We start from the raw sequence: 17,714 nt of genomic DNA on the forward strand, positions 1-17,714 counted from the left end.
TGGACCTTGGTGCAGTACAAAGTGTGCGTTTCAGTGACGGCCCGGCGATTTCCGTTGCAGGCGCGGCACTGGGTTGAATGAATGCAGAGGCGAGCACGGCCGAGGGGCGTGTCCTGCATTCAGAGAACGGGTCTGCTTCCAGCTTTAAGTTCTCCTCGGGAAGACAAGCTTTAAAATGAAATATTTCCAGTTCTGGAAAGTAAAAAACATTTCTTATTACAAATTTCATACACGCCAATACCCTGTGCCAGAGCATTGGCCGAGCCGTTTGTTCTCGACTAAGTTTGATGATTACTTGGCCAATCGTTGCCAGCCTTCGGGATTCATGATGCCGATTACATCAAGTTTTCCTTGTGCATCTATCCGGGCCAAAACAGTGCTGCCATATTCGGCGGCGACCGCGCGCGGGTAACCGGTCTGCCGTTCAAAATCGGCGATGCAGCCGCTGTGGGTTACCAGAATCATGTTCTGTCCCGGGGTCTTGTGCGCCACCAATTCATTGCGCATCGTCGGGCCACAGGTTTCCAGCCATTCCGCCGCCACGGCATCGTGGCCGAGCATGTAATGCGCAGTCTGCAGGGTGCGCGTCAACGGGCTGCTGAAGAACTGGGTCTTTTCCAGGCCCAGTTGCGTAAAGCCACGGCCGACGTCGGCTGCAGCAATGCTGCCAGCCTGGGTGATACCGTCCGCCGGCCCCAGGCAAGTATTGGTCGAGCGGTCGCAACGTTCGGTGTGGCGAACCAGTGCGACGACTTCACCGGCCTGCCAGGCCTTCACCCATTCCTGGGTAGCCGACGCACTCGCATAGCGCAGGTTGGGGGGCGAGCGTTGCATCCAGACGAAGCCGCAAATCAGTGCGATCAGCAGCAAACCGACGGCAATGATTGCCCAGGTGCGCGGACGAGACAGGTCCCATCGCTTGGACGCTGATTGTACTTGTACTAATTCAACCACGACGTTGCCCCTTGTCATTCCCGAGTTCCATTCAGTTCACACGCAAAGTGCAACGTAAGCTCCAGGAGATTAGTTACTTTACGGGGATCTGCTTGAATGGCTGCTGAACACTACGTTCAGAGTCGTGGCGGGGCAGTGAAGAACATGTGAAAAATTTGCGAGAGAAGCGCAGGTATTAGCGGAAAAGTCTATTTGATAACTAAACTCAAATAGTCGTTTTGTTTGTTTTGGCCACTTAACAATAGCGCCAGTGGAGGCGAAGCTGCGACTTTGGATAACGTCGTGGCGCAGCTGCTTTCAGCCCCCGACATCAGCACTGGAGTCATTGGACCGGATGGACCTCAAGCAAAGCCTCGCCAATCGGATCGTGATTGTGTTCGCCTTGATGAGCGCGGTGGTGGCCGGTGTCTTCGCGATGGGCATTGTGGCTACCGTGCATGTCGTGGAGCACAAGTTGACCATGACCGCGCTGAGCGGCGGACTGCGCCGGTTGTTGGCGATGGACGACATCAATCAATGGCGGCACGAGCCGGAAAAGAGCGAACTGTTTTTTTTCGAGAATGGCCCGGGGCCCATGGCGCTGACGCCGCAACTGGCGGAACTGCCCGTGGGGTTTCAAGAGATCACGCTCAACGGCGACGACTTCTATGCGATGGTCGAGGCGGTCGGTGGCCGCAAATATGTGCTGTTGCGCAATCAGGAAAGCTTCGAACAGCGTGAACACCTGCTGTTCGTGGTGGTGATAGTCGGGTTCATCCTCAGTGTCATGCTGGCGGTCGCGCTCGGCAGGTTGTTGGCGCGGCAGGTCATGGCGCCGGTGATTCGCCTGGCGGGGCAGGTACGTCATCGCGATCAGTTGATCGCGTTGGCGCCGGCCCTGCATCCGGATTACGCCGATGATGAAGTAGGGGAGCTGGCCCTGTCTTTCGACCAGACACTCGGCCGGTTACGCGAAACCCTGAACCGCGAAAAACTCTTCACCAGTGATGTCAGTCATGAACTGCGCACACCGTTGATGATTCTGGCCAGCTCCTGCGAGCTGTTGCTGGCCAACCCCTCGCTGGATCAGCGTTCCACTCAGCAGGTCAAACGCATTGCCCGGGCCAGCGCTGAAATGCGCCAACTGGTCGAAACTTTCTTGATGCTGGCGCGCAAGCCGGAAGAGCTTGGCACCGAATCCACTTGCACACTCAAATCGATCGCCGACGCCCAGGTGGAAATCTGGGGGCGACTGATTCGTGAAAAGGGTCTGGAATTCATCTACGAGCCGCAACTGGCGGGCACCACGCGTTATGACCTGACGTTCTTGCAGTCGGTCATGGGCAATCTGTTGCGCAACGCCTGGCACTACACCGATCAGGGTTTTGTCCGCTTGACGCTGCTCAAGGACAGTTTCGTGGTCGAGGACAGCGGCATCGGTATTCCGGAAGAGAAACGTCACGCGATGTTCCAGCCATTCGTGCGCGGTGACGAGCAGCGCGGTGAAGGCCTTGGGCTGGGATTGTCGCTGGTGCAGCGGATCTGCAGCCATCAGCGCTGGCAGGTTCAGTTGGTGACTCGCGAACCCAACGGCTGCCGTTTCACCGTCACGCTGTCGGCGGCTCAGGAGGCCGACGGGCAGACGCGAGAATTACCCGCCGCTTGATTGATCAATGCAGCCAGGCGTTTGACGTTGTTCTGTTGCGCGGCCACCAGTTCGTCGATGCTCGGGCCGGACGGAGTTTGCAAGGTTGAATGGCAGGTCAGCAGAGCATTGTCCGCCGCACCGCTGGGACGCAGGCGCCATTTGACGTCGATCAGCCCGTACTGGCCGGGGATCGAGTCGAAACGCTGCACATCGATGCGCACCGAGACGTTGCCGCGACTGCCGGTATTGCTCAGTTGATCGTTCAAGGCACTGCGCAGCTCATCCGCCAGACTCGCCCCCCACCACTGGGTTTCCAGAATCGCCAGGCCATTGTTGCCCTGACGGATGACGATTTGCGGGCGGTCGACCTGCGGCGGCACGCTGATCCCCTCGATCGGAATCTGCGCGCCCGAGCGGGACGGCGGCAGTTGCACCGGGGTCAGGGTGTGAAAGTTGATCGGCTCGCTGCGGCAGGCGCCCAAAAGCAGGAACGCAGCGAGCACGGTGATCTTCAGCGGTAAAGCCATGGGGGAGCTCCTGTGCTCAATTGCGCGGCGGTCCTTTCAGATCCAGCGGCGCCGCGTTGTCGGGACGACCGCGAATCAGCGATTCCGGATGGCGACCGAGATAATCCGACAGCTCACGCAGCGAACGCGACATGCGCCCGAGTTCGTCGAGGGTCTCGGTGAGTTTCTCGCGCTGTGGCGAATCTTCGGCCAGGGTCGAGCTGGCGGACTGCAAGGTCTTGCTGACGTCGGCCAGGGTGGTCTGCACGCTTGGCAGGGTTTTCGCGTTGAACTGGGTCAGGCCTTTGCGCAGCTCGACGAGGTTGCTGTCGAGGTTGCCGGCAATCCGTTCGACCGGCAGTTTGTTGAGCTTGTCGACCACGGCTTCGAGTTTTTCCTGCAACTGTTCGAGGCTGCCGGGCACGGTTGGCAAGACCACCGGCCGAGCCGTCGCGTCGAACGCAACTTTCTCGGCTTTCGGGAAGAAATCCAGCGCAATGTACAGTTGCCCGGTCAGCAGGTTGCCGCTGCGGGCCTGGGCGCGCAGACCATTGTCGACGAAGGTGCCAAGCAGGCGAATGCCGGCGGCTTCGTCGTTGGGATCGTGCTTGAATTCGGTCAGCATCTTTTTGTAGGCCTGCCCCAGGCGCTGCGGGTAAATGACGATGCCGACGTTAAGCGGGAAGCTGCGTTTTTTCGCGTCGAAGTCCAGGTTGATGCCGACCACCCGGCCGATCTCCATGCCGAGAAACTCTACCGGTGCATCGACCTTGAGCCCACGCAGCGACTGATCGAAACGCAGCACCATGTATTGCGCCTTGCCGTTGGGCGGGGCGAGGGCGGTCTGCTGATCGGCGAACAGTTCGAAATCCTTGTCGTCGGCGGCGGCAACGTCGTTGGGGCTGTAATCCGGCGCACGGAAGGCAATGCCGCCGACCAGCATGGTCGACAGCGATTCAGTCTTCACCGCAAAGCCGTTGGCGCCGACATTGATGTCGATGCCGCTGGCGTTCCAGAACCGGGTGTTTTCGGTGACGAACGCGTCGTTTGGCGAATGGATGAACACCTCGATGTCCACGCCCTTGCCCTCGGGGTTGAGCGTGTAGGTCACCACCTGACCGACCGGAATCTTTCGGTAGTAAACCGGCGAACCAATGTCCAGCGAGCCGAGATCCGGCGCATGCAGCATGAAGCGCTTGCCCGGTTCGCCGTAAGTGATCGGGGGCGGGTTCTCCAGGCCCTTGAAGTGTTTGGCGCGGCTGTCGGACTGGCCGATGTCGGCGCCGATGTAGTCGCCGGAGAGCAGGGTGTCGATGCCCGACACACCACCTGCGCCGATGCGCGGGCGCACGACCCAGAAGTGCGAGTCTTCGCGGGTAAAGGTTTCGGCCTGCTTGGCCAGTTTGATCGTGGCGTCGACGCTCTTCTGATCGCCGCTCAACTCGACGTCAGTCACCTGACCGATCACCACATTGCGGTATTTGACCTCGGTCTTGTTGGCGGTCAGGCCACTGCCGGTCTTGAAGTTGACGACGATGGTCGGGCCTTCCTGCATCAGGTTGTGCACCACCAGCGAAATACCGACCAGCACCGCGACGATCGGCACGATCCACACCAGTGAAATACCGAAGCGACGCGTCTTGATCGGCGCTTGACCCGGTGCTCGTGGCTCATCGGCGGCTGACGACTTCATCCATGTCCTCCTCGGTTTTGTGGATGCTGAGCGTCAGGAACGCAAAAGCACTTCATCAATATAGAAGTGCTTGGCGATAGAGCAAATAAGCGAGGAGATGGTTACGTGGTGGATGCCTCAGCCGAGGATTTCACGCAGGCGATACCAGAACATGCCCAGTGCCAGCAGCGGCGAACGCAGGGCCGGGCCGCCGGGGAAGGTCATGTGCGGCACCGCGCTGAACACATCCATGCCCTGACTGTGGCCGGCGTGAATCGCTTCGCCCAGCAGCTTGGCGCACCAGTGCGTGACGTTGAGGCCGTGCCCGGAGTAACCCTGAGCGTAGAACACGTTCGGCTGCTGCTGGAGCCGGCCGACCTGCGGGAAACGGTTGGCGGTGATGCCGATCTTTCCACCCCATTGATAGTCGATGCGCACGTCCGCCAGTTGCGGGAAGACCTTGAGCATCTTCGGCCGCATGTAGGCAGCGATGTCCGCCGGATCGCGCCCGGAATAATGACAGGCGCCGCCAAACAGCAGGCGTCGATCCGCCGAGAGCCGGTAGTAATCGAGGCCGACTTTCTGGTCGCACAACGCGAGGTTGTGCGGGATCAATTGCGCGGCACGTTCCTCGGACAGCGGCTCGGTGGCGATGATGTAACTGCCGGCGGGCAGGACCTTGCCGCTGAGTTGCTGTTCGAGTTCATCCAGATGCGCATTGCAACCGAGCACCAGACTGCCGGCGCGGACGCTGCCAGTGGCGCAGCGCACTTCAACGGTTTCGCCACGAATGATCTGCAGCACCGGGCTTTGCTCGAAGATTCGCACACCGAGGGACGCCGCCAGACGCGCTTCGCCTTGCACCAGATCCAGCGGGTGCAGATGACCGGACCCCATGTCGATCAGACCACCCGCGTAGATGTCGGCGTTGACCACTTGCTGACGGATCAGCTCCGGGCCGACCAGACGGGTCTGGTGTTGATAACCGAGTTCGTCGAGGCTAACCTGTTCGTCCTTGAACGCTGCGAATTGCGCCGAAGTGTTGGCCAGCTCGCAGAAGCCCCAACGCAGGTCGCACTCGATGGCGTTCTCGGTGATGCGCTGGCGCACCAGTTCCACCGAATCGATCCCGGCGCGCTGCAAGTAACGCACGCCGTCATTGCCGACGTAACGGGCAAAGCCTTCGACCTCATGACCGATACCGCGAATCAATTGACCGCCATTGCGCCCGCTGGCGCCCCAGCCGATGCGCCGGGCTTCGATCAACACCACCGACAGCCCGCGCTGCGCCAGCTCAATCGCGGTGTTGACCCCGGTGAAGCCGCCGCCGATCACGCAGACATCGGCGGTGAGGTCACCGTCGAGTGCCGGCCAGGGCGTACTGGCCCGGGCCGAAGCTGCGTAATAGGAGCGGGCGTGTTCTTTGCTGTACTGATTCATTTGTTCGACTTCACTTTGCTCCAGGACCGGGTCATCAGACGCATGATCGACTGGGGCGGGGTAGAGGAGATGTAGAGCTTGTCCAGCACCGCCTGGGACGGGTAGACCTCGGGATTGTTCACCAGCGCCTGATCCATGTACTGCTTGGCGGCCGGGTTCGGGTTGGCGTAACCGACCGAAGCGCTGACCTTGGCGATCACTTGCGGATCGAGCAGGTAATTGATGAAGGCGTGGGCTTCCTTGGTGTTGCTGGCGTCGGCCGGGATCGCCAGCAGGTCGAACCACAGGTTGGCGCCTTCCTTCGGAATCGCATAAGCGATGTTCACCCCGTTCTTGGCTTCCTTGGCGCGGTTGGCCGCCTGGAACACATCGCCGGAGTAACCGAAGGCTACGCAGATATCGCCATTGGCCAGATCGGAAACGTATTTCGAGGAGTGGAAATAGGTGATGTACGGGCGAATGCTCAGCAGTTTCGCTTCAGCCTTTTTATAGTCTTCCGGGTTTTCGCTGCGTGGGTCCATGCCCATGTAGTTGAGGATCGCCGGAAACACTTCGTCCGCCGAGTCCATCATTGACACGCCGCACTGGGTGAGTTTCTTCAGGTTTTCCGGCTCGAACAGCACGGCCCAGGAATCGATGTGATCGATGCCGAGCACAGCCTTGACCTTGTCGACGTTGTAGCCGATGCCGTTGGTGCCCCACAGGTATGGGACCGAGTGCTGATTGCCCGGGTCGTTCTTTTCGAGCAGTTCAAGCAGCTTGGGATCGAGATTTTTCCAGTTCGGCAACTGCTCGCGATCGAGTTTGAGGAACGCCCCGGCCTTCACCTGACGCGCGAGAAAGTGGTTGGATGGCACCACCACGTCGTAGCCGGTACGGCCGGCGAGCAGCTTGCCTTCCAGGGTCTCGTTGGAGTCGAACACGTCATAGATCACCTTGATCCCGGTCTTGGCCTGGAAGTCGGCGAGGGTGGTTTCACCGATGTAGTCGGTCCAGTTGTAGACGCTGACCTGTGGCTGGGCCAGGGCTGCGGTGCTGCACAACAGCGCCAGTGCGGCGGGAACCATGGATTTCAATAGACGCATATCGACACCTCTTGGAATTATTGGAGTTTTTCGGGTGGTTCTGGATTTTCAGATGGATCATTGTTCCCCTGCTCTTTGTGGGAGGGGGCTTGCTCCCGAAGAGGCCGGTACCTCCAACATTACAGCTGGCTGATACACCGCTTTCGGGAGCAAGCCCCCTCCCACAAAAAGCCATGCCATGGAGGAAGGGGATTTGTGCTGGAGTCAGACGCTCAGCAGCAAAAACTCGCGCTCCCAGGAGCTGATCACGCGCTTGAAGTTTTCATGCTCGGCGCGTTTGACCGCGACGTAGCCGCGCACGAATTTGTTGCCCAGGTAGCGCGCAACGGTGTCGCACTCTTCCATTTGCGTCAGCGCGTCTTCGATGGTGATCGGCAGGCGCAGATTGCGGCGTTCGTAAGCGCGGCCTTCGACGGCGGCGCTCGGCTCGATGCCTTCGACCATGCCGATGTAGCCACACAGCAGGCTCGCGGCGATCGCCAGATACGGGTTGGCATCGGCGCCCGGCAGGCGGTTTTCCACGCGCATGGCTTCCGGCCCGGAGGTCGGCACACGCAGGCCGACGGTGCGGTTTTCTTCGCCCCACTCGACGTTGACCGGTGCCGAAGTGTCCGGCAGGAAGCGGCGGAACGAGTTCACGTTCGGCGCGAACATCGGCAGGACTTTCGGGATGTACTTCTGCAGGCCGCCGATGTGATGGCGGAACAGCTCGCTCATTGTGCCGTCGGCATTGGCGAAGATCGGCTTGCCGGTGGCGATTTCCACCACGCTCTGGTGCAGGTGCATGGCGCTGCCGGGTTCGTCGCCAATTGGCTTGGCCATGAACGTGGCAGTGACGTTGTGCTTGAGCGCCGCTTCGCGCAGGGTGCGTTTGAACACGGTGATCTGGTCGGCCAGATCCAGTGCGTCGCCGTGCCGGAAGTTGATTTCCATCTGCGCCGGGCCGTCTTCATGGATCAGCGTGTCCAGATCCAGACCTTGCAGCTCGCACCAGTCGTAGACGTCTTCGAACAGCGGATCGAATTCGTTGGCGGCATCGATCGAGAACGATTGCCGACCGCTTTCGGCACGGCCCGAACGCCCCAGCGGCGCCTTGAGTGGCAGATCCGGGTCTTCGCAGCGCTGGGTCAGGTAGAACTCCATTTCCGGCGCCACGATCGGCTTCCAGCCCTTGTCGGTGTACAGCTGCAGGACTTTCTTCAGCACGTTGCGCGGCGACAGTTCGATCGGGTTGCCGAACTTGTCGAAGGTGTCGTGGATGACGATGGCGGTCGGCTCGATCGCCCATGGAATCACATACACGGCGTCGCTCACCGGTTTGCAGACCATGTCGATGTCGGCCGGGTCGAGCAGGTCGTAGTAGATATCGTCGTCGACAAAATCCCCGGTTACCGTTTGCAGCAGCACACTTTCCGGCAGGCGCATGCCTCGCTCATGCAGGAACTTGTTGGTCGGTGCGATCTTGCCGCGGGCGATGCCGGTCAGGTCGCTGACCACACATTCAACTTCGGTAATCTTGTGATCTTTCAGCCACGTGAACAGCTGATCGAAAGGGGCATTCATAAAGACCTCGTTATTGGTTTTATAGACGCCGGGGAGGGCGGGTTTCATCTTCCGCCCCTTCCCCTGTGGCGCGTTGACGACTATCTTGGGCGTGCCTTGCCGTTCCATCTATCCACTTTAAGCAGCACCAAAGCGCACCAAAAGAGTGCGCAAGGTCTCCCATGACAACGTGTAATCCGCTACAGGTTCAGGCTTTCAATACCGCTGATGTCAGCGAACAGATCCGCGCCACGCCGGGTTGGGTTCAGCATTACCAGCAAATGTCTCCCGGGCATTTCGCCGGGCAGATTCGCTATCTGGACCTGGAGGGTGTGCAGGTCTACGAAGAACAGATGAACACTCGCGTCGAGCAGACATTCAGCGCGCCATCGGGGGCCTTGGCCTTCTGTTTCGATCGCAGTGACAACGCGCTGTATCTGCTCAACGAAGACAGCCGCAACATCTGGATCACCCCGGAGAACTACCAGGAAATTGCCGTGGTGTTCGGCCCGGAATTCGTCCGTCAGCATGGTCTGGATGTGGCGAGACTCGAAGGATTGTTCATGGCACCGCTTAACTGCGGGCAGAACGCCTTGTTCAGTCGCTGGTTAAGCTCGACTCTCACGAAGTTGTCGCAAGCTGTTGATCCGTTTGATAAAGACTCACTGACTCAGCAGTTACTCGAAGACTGCCTGTTCATCCTCGACAACGCACACACCCGTCTTGATCGCGGCGGATTACAGCGGCGTAGCGAAGAACGGATGATCATGAAGCGAGTAGGGGAGTGGGCGGCGGATTCGCCGGAAGACACCGTCAATCTGCTCGAACTGTCGAAGGTCGCAGGGGTGCCGTTGCGGCAACTACAGCAGGCGTTCAAGGCCTACACCGGGATGACCCCGAGTCACTGGTTGCGCCTGCGCCGGCTGAACAGTGCACACCGCGAATTGCTCAAGCGCCGGCCCACGGAAACCACCGTGGCTGAGGTGGCGATGCGCTGGTCGTTCTGGCATCTGGGGCGGTTTTCCAGCAGTTATCGGGCGCTGTTCAAAGAGCTGCCGAGCGAGACGCTGAAACGCTAGAGATTGCAGTAACGGGCAAAAAGATCTTTGTGTCCCAAGCGAAGTTAAATAGAATCAGTCTCATTTGAATCCAACTTCGCGCAGGGTCTCTTGAGATGATTGAAGCCGCCACGCCGTCTGAGCAGAGCCTGCACGCGCTGTACCGCGATCACCGAGGCTGGCTGGAAACCTGGCTGCGTCGACGCATGGGCAACGCTTGGGATGCGGCGGATCTGAGCCAGGACACCTTCTTGCGTGTGCTGTGCAGCGCGCAACCGATTGCCGACATGCGTGAGCCCCGCGCCTATCTGCTGACCGTGGGCAAGCGTCTACTGAGCAACTTCTACACCCGCCGCAGTCTGGAAAAAGCCTACCTCGAAGCCCTCGCGCAACTGCCGGAGGAGTGCGTGCCATCGCCCGAGCAGCGTTGGCTGCTGCTGGAAACCCTGCAAGCGCTGGATGAGTTGCTCGATGGGTTGCCCCGAGCAGTGCGTCGAGCGTTTTTGTGGAGTCAGCTTGAAGGCCTCGGTTACCGCGAAATCGCCGAGCGCTTGCAGGTGTCCGAGCGCACCGTCAAACGTTACATGGCGCAGGCCTACGAGCATTGTCTGCTGGTGGAGCTTTGATGCGCGTTGCCCCCAGTGATGAAGCCCGCGAGGTCGCCCGCGCCGCCGCGCAATGGCTGGCGTTGATGGAGTCCGGCGAAGCGGGCGCTGACGATCATGCGCAATTGCAGGCCTGGCGTAACGGCGATAGCCGGCATGAACACGCGTGGCAGAAAATCCAGCGCTTGCGCGAACGGTTTTCCGCTCTGCCTTCTGCGCTGGCCATGGCTACGCTGGATCGTCCGGACGCAACGCGTCGGGCCGTGCTGAAACGCGCGCTTGGTATCGCGGCACTGGTGCCGGCTGCCTGGCTGATCAGTCGGCAACTGCCGCTGGATGTCTGGCGCGCGGATTTGCAGACGGGCACGGGTGAACACAAGACATTGCCACTCGCCGATGGCAGTTCGTTGCAGCTCAATACCGACAGTGCCGTCAATGTGGATCTTGCTGCCGGTCAGCTGACGCTGGTGCGAGGAGAGATGGCCCTTGATGTACCAGGCAACTCAGCCCTGATCATCAATGTGCCGTACGGGCGAATCATCGTCAGTCACAGTGAGATTTGCGTGCGTCTCAATGAGCGTGACTGCAATGTGTCGGTGGTCCGTGGCTCGGTGCAGTTGCAACCGTCAAGCGGGCCGGCGCTGGTCCTCAATCAGGGCCAGCAGATCAGGCTGCAGGCTTCTGGCGCGGGTGCTGTCCGAGCGTTTGACGCATCGATGCCGAGCTGGCGCGACGGTGTATTGATGGCGCAAAACCAGCCGCTGGGGGATTTTCTGCGCGAATTGAGCCGTTATCGCCCAGGCGTGCTGCGCTGGGATCCGGAGCTGGAGGCGCTGCGCATCACCGGCAGTTTTCGCCTGGATAACACCGATCAAGTGCTCTCACTGTTGGCGGCCAGCCTGCCGATCGACGTGCAGCAACGCACGCGCTTTTGGGTCTCTCTCGTTCCGCGAAAATTGTCCCAGTCCAAAAAAACAGTCTGAGACCTGTCCCTTTTTTTCGCCTCGCTGGTCATTCCAGGCAAGTGAACCAAATCGAGAGCTTTTTCCTATGCCTGCAGTATTTCCAGGTCGTTTGCGTCCGTTGTTGCAGTTGAGCCTTTTGTTGAGCCTGAGTGCCAGCCCTGTGTTGATCCCCAACAGTTGGGCGGAAAGCGCCGACCGCCGCGCTTATCAGGTGCCTGCCGGCAGCCTGGGTGCTGCGCTGACCCGTTTTGCCGGACTGGCCGGGGTCAATCTGTCGGTAGATCCGGCCTTGGTCAGCGGGCGCAACAGCAATGGTTTGTCGGGTGAGTTTGGCGTGGAGGAGGGCTTTACCCGGTTGTTGCTGGGGTCCGGTCTACAGCTGCAACCGGCGGGCGACCGCGCTTACACAGTCATTCCTGCGCCAGACGGCGGCAGTCTGGAACTGGCAGCCACTTCGATTCTTGGATCGACGGGTGGCACGGATTCAGAGGTTTTTGCCGGTGGCCAGGTGGCGCGCCGTGGTTCGCAAGGACTGCTGGGTTCCAGGGATTTCATGGAGACCCCGTTCAGCATGACCACCTACACCAGCGAAACGGTGAAAAACCAGCAGGCCCGCACTCTGGGCGACGTGATCGCCAGCGATCCCTCGGTGCGTGCGACCAACCCGGCAGGCGGCCGTTATGAGCAATTCACCATCCGCGGTTTCAGTCTGTTCAACAGCGACGTGGCCTATAACGGCCTCTACGGTGTCTTGCCGACTTACACGATCGACATGGAAATGGCCGAGCGCGTCGACATCCTCAAGGGCCCGAGCCAACTGATCAACGGGATTTCGCCGCGGGGCAGTGTAGGAGGGGGGATCAACGTGGTGCCCAAGCGCGCCGGCGATCAGCCGAATACATCGCTGACGGCCAGTTACGCCTCGAACAATCAGCTCGGCGGCGCCGTCGACATCGGCCGTCGCTTTGGTGAGGACAACCAGTTCGGCCTGCGTTTCAACGGCGTCAAACAATCGGGTGACACTGAATGGGATCACCAGAGCGTCGATCGCGACATGGCAGTGCTGGGCCTGGATTTTCGCGGTGAGCGCCTGCGGCTTTCCACCGATATCGGTCACACCGAGCGCGATACCGATGCACCGCAAGAACGTGTGCAGGTCGGTGCAAACGCGAAAGTTCCGGATGCTGATGATGTGCGCGACAACTACGCGCAACCCTGGAGCCAGGCGCGAACCAAAGATACGTTTGGTACGCTCAATGGCGAGTTCGACGTCAGCGATTCGGTCATGTTGTATGGCGGCGTCGGCGCCCGTAAAAGTAACCACGATTTCCTTCGGCATGCGGTGTCGGTGACCAACGACGCCGGCGACTTCACTGTTCAACCGCGGGATTTCACCCGTGACGAAAATGTCCGGACCGCCACGGCAGGTGTGCGCAACTGGTTCCATACCGGTTCAGTCAGCCACGAGGTCAATCTGGCGGCCAGCTACTTCTACATGGATTTCGAAAATGGTGGCGCGCGGTATGCGGCAGGGCGCAGCAATCTGTATGACCCGGTGGAAACCGCAAAGCCGCGCACGCCAACACGCTACGACGCCAGGGTCTACACGGAAAACCGCTTCAGCGGCGTCGCACTGTCCGATACGCTGGGGTTCTTCGATGATCGCCTGTTGCTGACCCTTGGTGCTCGCTGGCAAAGGGTTCAAGTCGACGACTGGAGCGATGATGTGAAGGGCGACACAGCCTATGACGAAGAAAAACTCTCGCCATCGGGCGGCATTCTGTTCAAGGCGACGGACAAGCTCTCGCTCTACGCCAACTACATGGAAGGCCTCAGCCAAGGGAAAATTGCGCCATCGACGTCGATCAACGAGGATGAAATCTTCCCGCCTTTTATCAGCCGACAAGTCGAAGTCGGGGCCAAATATGACGCGGGTTCGTATGCACTTACAGCGTCTGTGTTCCGGATCAAGCAGCCTGCTTATGAAACCAACGCCTCGACACGAGTCTTCGGCCCGAACGGCAAACGACAGAACGATGGTGTGGAATTGAGTGTGTTCGGCGAGCCGTTCAAAGGGTTTCGATTGCTCGGCGGCGTGATGTACATCGACAGCGAACTGACCCAGACCACCAATGGAACCTTTGACGGTAACCGCGCGCCCGCGACACCCAAATACAACGTCAATCTCGGCGCAGAGTGGGATGTACCCAATATGCAGGGGCTGACGCTGACAGGCCGTGGAATCTATTCGAGTTCGCAGTATCTGGATCAGTCCAACCAGAAGGAAATCGACTCATGGGAGCGATTCGACGTGGGGACGCGTTACGCCTTTAAACTGGACGACAAGACCATCACCGTACGCGCCAATGTCGAGAACGTATTGGATAAACGCTATTGGAGTTCGGCGGGCGCATCAGATGACAGTGAACCCGGTTTGACTCTTTCGACGCCACGGACTTATCTGCTATCGGCAACGGTGGATTTCTGAATTGCTTTCTTGAATAAAAGGGTCACTTAAAAGGAGGGTAAAATCTTCTAAATTCAGCGATCTACTGTTAACTACACTAAATAGCCGTTTAGTAGAGCTATCGTAAAATAAGCCGCCATCCACCGGAGCAGACCATGTCTCAACGCACAGTAAACGCACAGGCCTTGATTCAGACGCTGGATCTGCAATCTCACGTGGAAGGCGGTTATTTTCGCAGAACCTATCAGGCCGATCATAGAGAGATGCTCGATACCGTCGGTGGCCCACGGTACCTGATGACATCGATTTACTACCTGTTGACCGAGCAATCACCAGTGGGCCAGTTTCATTTCAATCATTCCGACATTGTGCATTTTTTCCATCTGGGCGATCCCATCGAGTACAGCATGATCCATGCTGACGGCTCGCTGGAAACGCTGGTAATGGGCAACGACATTCTGGTGGGACAGCATCTGCAAATGCACGTGCCTGGCGGAATCTGGAAAGCTTCGCGACTGCTCGAGGGAGAACATGGATTTGGCTTGATCAGCGAGGCCGTGTCGCCGGGATTTGATTTTGCGGATATGGAGATGGGTGATCGACGCAAACTGATTGCGCGATTTCCACAGCACCGGATGCTGATTGAAAAACTGACGCGGGATGCTGATTGAAGGTCGCCAATTGCAGGCAAGGCCGAGGTTTTGAAAAGAGGACTCAGGGTAAAACTCTGGATTGAAATCTGGCGTGCAACCGGGCTAATCCTGAAACATCTTGTTACGTGTAATGTATATTATGTTAAATCACGTATTACGCTACGCGCCTTCCTGCACCAACATCTGTCTCCACTCCAACAATCACCCCAGCACCCTATAAATCTCAGAAACCACCTGCATCGTAGTGTCTTCGATTGTTCCCTCATTACGGCACAGAACCCAACCGTGCTCCTTGACCGCTTGCTCGAACATCTCCGTACACGACAAATGCTCTGCGTACTTCTGAATCACAGTGCCGCCCAATCCTCGCGATCTTGTCGCAGCCCTTGCCCATGAAATATCCGGATCGGTGACGACGCCAACATGCAGATCCGGCACGCGCACGTCTTGATCCAGGTTCAACTGGAGAATCTCGGCAAACGGGATGGTTCGGCGAAACGCGGCATCTGACGGATACCAGCGATCGATCAGGATAATGCTGTCCAGCGGCTGCTGCGTCAGTACGTGTCGGGAAATCCAGCGCCGACTATCAGCCAGGCGCTGGCACACAGCCCATTCCAGATCCCGGGAAGGATTTCTGGCTAGCGTGTTGATCAGGGCCATGGTTTCACCCCGGAAAGGATCGCTTTTTCTCTCGCAGAGCCGGATGACTTTCCTGTTGCCGGCCCTTAGCAGCTTCGTAACGGCCTCCAACAGCGTGGTTTTGCCGGTGCCTTTGGGGCCATCCAGAGAAACAAACAGCGGACGATTCATTGTTCACATAACGATGGATTTACGGAGGGGTACTCTAACCGCATTCCTGGCATTCCAATGGCTGAATTGTCATTTCCAATGGCATGGCCCTGCCCTCACCCTACTTCACCGCCCTCCTCAGCTTGTTGCTGGAGAAATGACTGGAGACTGTTGTGGCCGTCTACGATCAGTCCTCTAACAAGCGCCTCATAGTGTTCGGCAGTAGTGAGATCTTGCAGATCGAAGCTTGCAGACCAACGGATGAACGTCTTTGACTGTCCAGTCAGCGAGGCTAATTGAACAGTAGCTACATAGTTGTCCAACGGTAACGGAGCCTCCTCGAAGCGATAAGACAGCATCGTATTGCGATCATCTACCGACAAAAGACGCTCCCTGACCACCGCACCGTCGACCAACGTGAGTTTGCGAATACAGCCAACCAATCCATCGGGCTGGTTGTCCTCAATGCTGCTTTCCAAAATGGAGGGATGCCATTTACCAATCTCACCAAACCTCTTCAACACGCTCCAGGCGTGCGCTATATCGCTGTCCAGAACAGCGGAGAACTCAACTAGCGGCATCGTGTACACCCTCAAAATCAACTGCTTTCGAACCTGACCTCTGCGCACGTCAGGTGGATGAACTCCGGTCCCGGTATGGATCAACCGGGATCGGAAGACGCTCAACCTTCGAACTGGTGATAAACCTTGGCAATGACCTTCCAGGCCCCGTCGATTTTGATCAGGGTCAGGTAATCGTTGTAATCAGCGCCGATTGCATCCTGTTCCATGTCGACACGAACCACGGCGGTGGTTGGCGTGATCGCCAGCACGTCGAGTCGGGTGATGATGTTCGGGGCATCGCCGTTCTTCTCTACGAAATCAAACAGATTCCTGATCGGGCCGCCCAGCAGTTCACCATTGGTGAATCCGTACATCACAGCGTCTTTATGAAACGCCTGCGCAACGCTCTGTGCACTGCCCACACGCAGCCCTTCAACATACTGATTGGCAATGGCGATGACAGCGTTGTACTCAGCGGTGGGTACTGCCTTGATGTTTTTCGACATGGGTCTGTTCTTCCAGTAAGGACGAGGCGCGACGCACCTCGCCAATTGCATTCAACGGCTTAGGCGCTTGGGTGGGTGTGGTAGATCTTGCTGACAATCGTCCACTGACCTTCAACCTTCAGCAGGTTGAAAAAATCGGTGAAACGAAATCCTGAAACATTGTCGGTGTCGACCCGGGCGCTGGCTGCCGAGCCTACGATGTCGATGCGAACGATCGCTGCTTGCGCTTCCGGAGATGGGCGGAACGCGTTATCGATGACGTCGTACAGGTTCTGGATCGCACCGCCGACGAGCTTGCCTTCGTTGACCCCGAACATGGTGGCCTGCTGGTTGAATGCGGGCTTCATCAAGGCGCTGTCAGCTTTGGCACCACCTTCGTTGTACTGGCTGAGCACGTCGACGATTGCGTTGTATTCCTGAACATAAGTTGAAGTGGACATGAGGTATTCCTGAGTTAGTAAATGGCTGAAGAAAGCAAGGAAGGTTTACGGACGAGGCTCGGTAAACAGTCACCAATCCTGGCGCGTCGGCGAGATGATCAAGTCGTTGACGGTGACGTTTTCCGGTTGGTTGAGCGCGTAAATCACGGCACCCGCGATATCGTCGGGGGCGATGGCAACTCGGTTGAGCGCTTGGGCAGCCTTGCGCCCTTCAGGATCACTGACCTTGTCGGCCCAGCCGGTATTGATGACACCCGGGCTGACCGTGTTGACGCGGATGCCGTGCTGCACACCGAGCTCCTTGTGCATGGACTCGGTCATGGCCTGAACGAAAAATTTTGTTGCGCTGTAAACACCCGCCGCCGGTCCGACCTGATGACCGGCAACAGAGTCCATATTGAGAATCTGCCCGGACTTGCGCTCCAGCATGAAAGGCAGCACCGCCGCCGTAGTGTTGAGGTAGCCTTTGATATTCACGTCGATCATCTTTTCCCAGTCCTGTACCGCCAGGTCGACCCAGTTGGAAAAAAGCATCAGCCCGGCGTTGTTCACCAGAATGTCTACGGTGCCGTAGGTCTCATGCGCAAATTGCGCGAGCGCTTGAGTTTGATGCGCCTGAGTCACGTCGGTGGTAAAAGCGACCACTTCGTTACCGCCCGCCCGCAACTCGGCGACAAAGCTTTCCAGACCCTGTTCATCCAGTGCAGCGGCCACTACGCGCACGCCTTGGGCGACAAGCGCGCGGGTGGTGGCGGCGCCGATGCCGGAAGACGCGCCGGTGACGATGGCTACCTTGTTTTGCAGATAATTCATGCTCATTACCTCTTATCGATAAATGC

General features: G+C 58.4%; 17 protein-coding genes. 6 read left to right on the plus strand and 11 right to left on the minus strand.

The window, feature by feature from the left end; genetic code table 11:
- Window positions 1-291 precede the first annotated feature (291 nt).
- The gene (locus tag E4T63_RS13930; RefSeq protein ID WP_098964002.1) at window positions 292-972 is read right to left on the minus strand and encodes a histidine phosphatase family protein; all 681 of its coding nucleotides are present in this window, start codon (window positions 970-972) and stop codon (window positions 292-294) included.
- Between the two features lie 316 nt (window positions 973-1,288).
- Here E4T63_RS13930 and E4T63_RS13935 point away from each other — a divergent pair, with 316 nt between their 5' ends.
- Complete coding sequence (locus tag E4T63_RS13935; protein ID WP_135295787.1) at window positions 1,289-2,599, plus strand: sensor histidine kinase; 1,311 nt, start codon at window positions 1,289-1,291, stop codon at window positions 2,597-2,599.
- Here E4T63_RS13935 and E4T63_RS13940 read toward each other — a convergent pair.
- The 5 genes from E4T63_RS13940 to E4T63_RS13960 form a co-directional block, all read right to left on the minus strand.
- On the minus strand, window positions 2,557-3,108 hold the full coding sequence (locus tag E4T63_RS13940; RefSeq protein ID WP_135295788.1) for a PqiC family protein: 552 nt from the start codon (window positions 3,106-3,108) through the stop codon (window positions 2,557-2,559). The two genes, E4T63_RS13935 and E4T63_RS13940, sit on opposite strands and share 43 nt — an antisense overlap.
- Before the next feature lie 16 nt (window positions 3,109-3,124).
- The gene (locus E4T63_RS13945) at window positions 3,125-4,780 is read right to left on the minus strand and encodes an intermembrane transport protein PqiB (RefSeq protein ID WP_135295789.1); all 1,656 of its coding nucleotides are present in this window, start codon (window positions 4,778-4,780) and stop codon (window positions 3,125-3,127) included.
- Between the two features lie 117 nt (window positions 4,781-4,897).
- Window positions 4,898-6,199, minus strand: a complete 1,302-nt coding sequence (locus E4T63_RS13950; protein WP_135295790.1) for an NAD(P)/FAD-dependent oxidoreductase — start codon at window positions 6,197-6,199, stop codon at window positions 4,898-4,900.
- Window positions 6,196-7,284 carry a polyamine ABC transporter substrate-binding protein gene (locus tag E4T63_RS13955; protein WP_041063835.1) on the minus strand — a complete coding sequence of 363 codons (1,089 nt, stop codon included), beginning with the start codon at window positions 7,282-7,284 and terminating at the stop codon, window positions 6,196-6,198. Before E4T63_RS13955 ends, E4T63_RS13950 begins: the two co-directional genes overlap by 4 nt.
- A 204-nt stretch (window positions 7,285-7,488) precedes the next feature.
- On the minus strand, window positions 7,489-8,847 hold the full coding sequence (locus E4T63_RS13960; protein ID WP_095135836.1) for a glutamine synthetase family protein: 1,359 nt from the start codon (window positions 8,845-8,847) through the stop codon (window positions 7,489-7,491).
- Window positions 8,848-9,008: 161 nt separating this feature from the next.
- On the opposite strand from E4T63_RS13960, the gene E4T63_RS13965 reads away from it, so the two are divergent.
- From E4T63_RS13965 to E4T63_RS13985, 5 genes are all read left to right on the plus strand, one after another.
- Window positions 9,009-9,905: a helix-turn-helix domain-containing protein gene (locus E4T63_RS13965; protein ID WP_027611934.1), complete on the plus strand. Its 897-nt coding sequence runs from the start codon at window positions 9,009-9,011 to the stop codon at window positions 9,903-9,905.
- A gap of 95 nt (window positions 9,906-10,000) precedes the next feature.
- Entirely contained in the window at window positions 10,001-10,510 is a 510-nt protein-coding gene (locus E4T63_RS13970) for a sigma-70 family RNA polymerase sigma factor (RefSeq protein WP_135295791.1), read from the plus strand.
- Complete coding sequence (locus tag E4T63_RS13975) at window positions 10,510-11,472, plus strand: FecR domain-containing protein (RefSeq protein WP_135295792.1); 963 nt, start codon at window positions 10,510-10,512, stop codon at window positions 11,470-11,472. Before E4T63_RS13970 ends, E4T63_RS13975 begins: the two co-directional genes overlap by 1 nt.
- A gap of 67 nt (window positions 11,473-11,539) precedes the next feature.
- Window positions 11,540-13,942, plus strand: a complete 2,403-nt coding sequence (locus tag E4T63_RS13980) for a TonB-dependent receptor (protein WP_135295793.1) — start codon at window positions 11,540-11,542, stop codon at window positions 13,940-13,942.
- 134 nt (window positions 13,943-14,076) lie between these two features.
- A complete protein-coding gene (locus E4T63_RS13985) occupies window positions 14,077-14,592 on the plus strand; it encodes a cupin domain-containing protein (protein WP_135295794.1) in 516 nt (171 codons plus the stop codon).
- 183 nt (window positions 14,593-14,775) lie between these two features.
- On the opposite strand, the gene E4T63_RS13990 is transcribed toward E4T63_RS13985, so the two are convergent.
- The 5 genes from E4T63_RS13990 to E4T63_RS14010 form a co-directional block, all read right to left on the minus strand.
- The gene (locus E4T63_RS13990; RefSeq protein WP_135295795.1) at window positions 14,776-15,387 is read right to left on the minus strand and encodes a dTMP kinase; all 612 of its coding nucleotides are present in this window, start codon (window positions 15,385-15,387) and stop codon (window positions 14,776-14,778) included.
- A gap of 95 nt (window positions 15,388-15,482) precedes the next feature.
- Entirely contained in the window at window positions 15,483-15,947 is a 465-nt protein-coding gene (locus tag E4T63_RS13995) for an SRPBCC family protein (RefSeq protein WP_135295796.1), read from the minus strand.
- A 101-nt stretch (window positions 15,948-16,048) separates the two neighbouring features.
- Window positions 16,049-16,435 carry a nuclear transport factor 2 family protein gene (locus E4T63_RS14000; protein WP_096796037.1) on the minus strand — a complete coding sequence of 129 codons (387 nt, stop codon included), beginning with the start codon at window positions 16,433-16,435 and terminating at the stop codon, window positions 16,049-16,051.
- Between the two features lie 59 nt (window positions 16,436-16,494).
- Window positions 16,495-16,875, minus strand: coding sequence for a nuclear transport factor 2 family protein (locus E4T63_RS14005; RefSeq protein ID WP_135295797.1), 381 nt, complete (start codon window positions 16,873-16,875; stop codon window positions 16,495-16,497).
- Between the two features lie 69 nt (window positions 16,876-16,944).
- Window positions 16,945-17,688: an SDR family oxidoreductase gene (locus E4T63_RS14010; protein ID WP_135295798.1), complete on the minus strand. Its 744-nt coding sequence runs from the start codon at window positions 17,686-17,688 to the stop codon at window positions 16,945-16,947.
- Between the last annotated feature and the right edge of the window lie 26 nt (window positions 17,689-17,714).

Source organism: Pseudomonas fluorescens (assembly GCF_004683905.1).
Lineage (GTDB): Bacteria > Pseudomonadota > Gammaproteobacteria > Pseudomonadales > Pseudomonadaceae > Aquipseudomonas > Aquipseudomonas putida_A.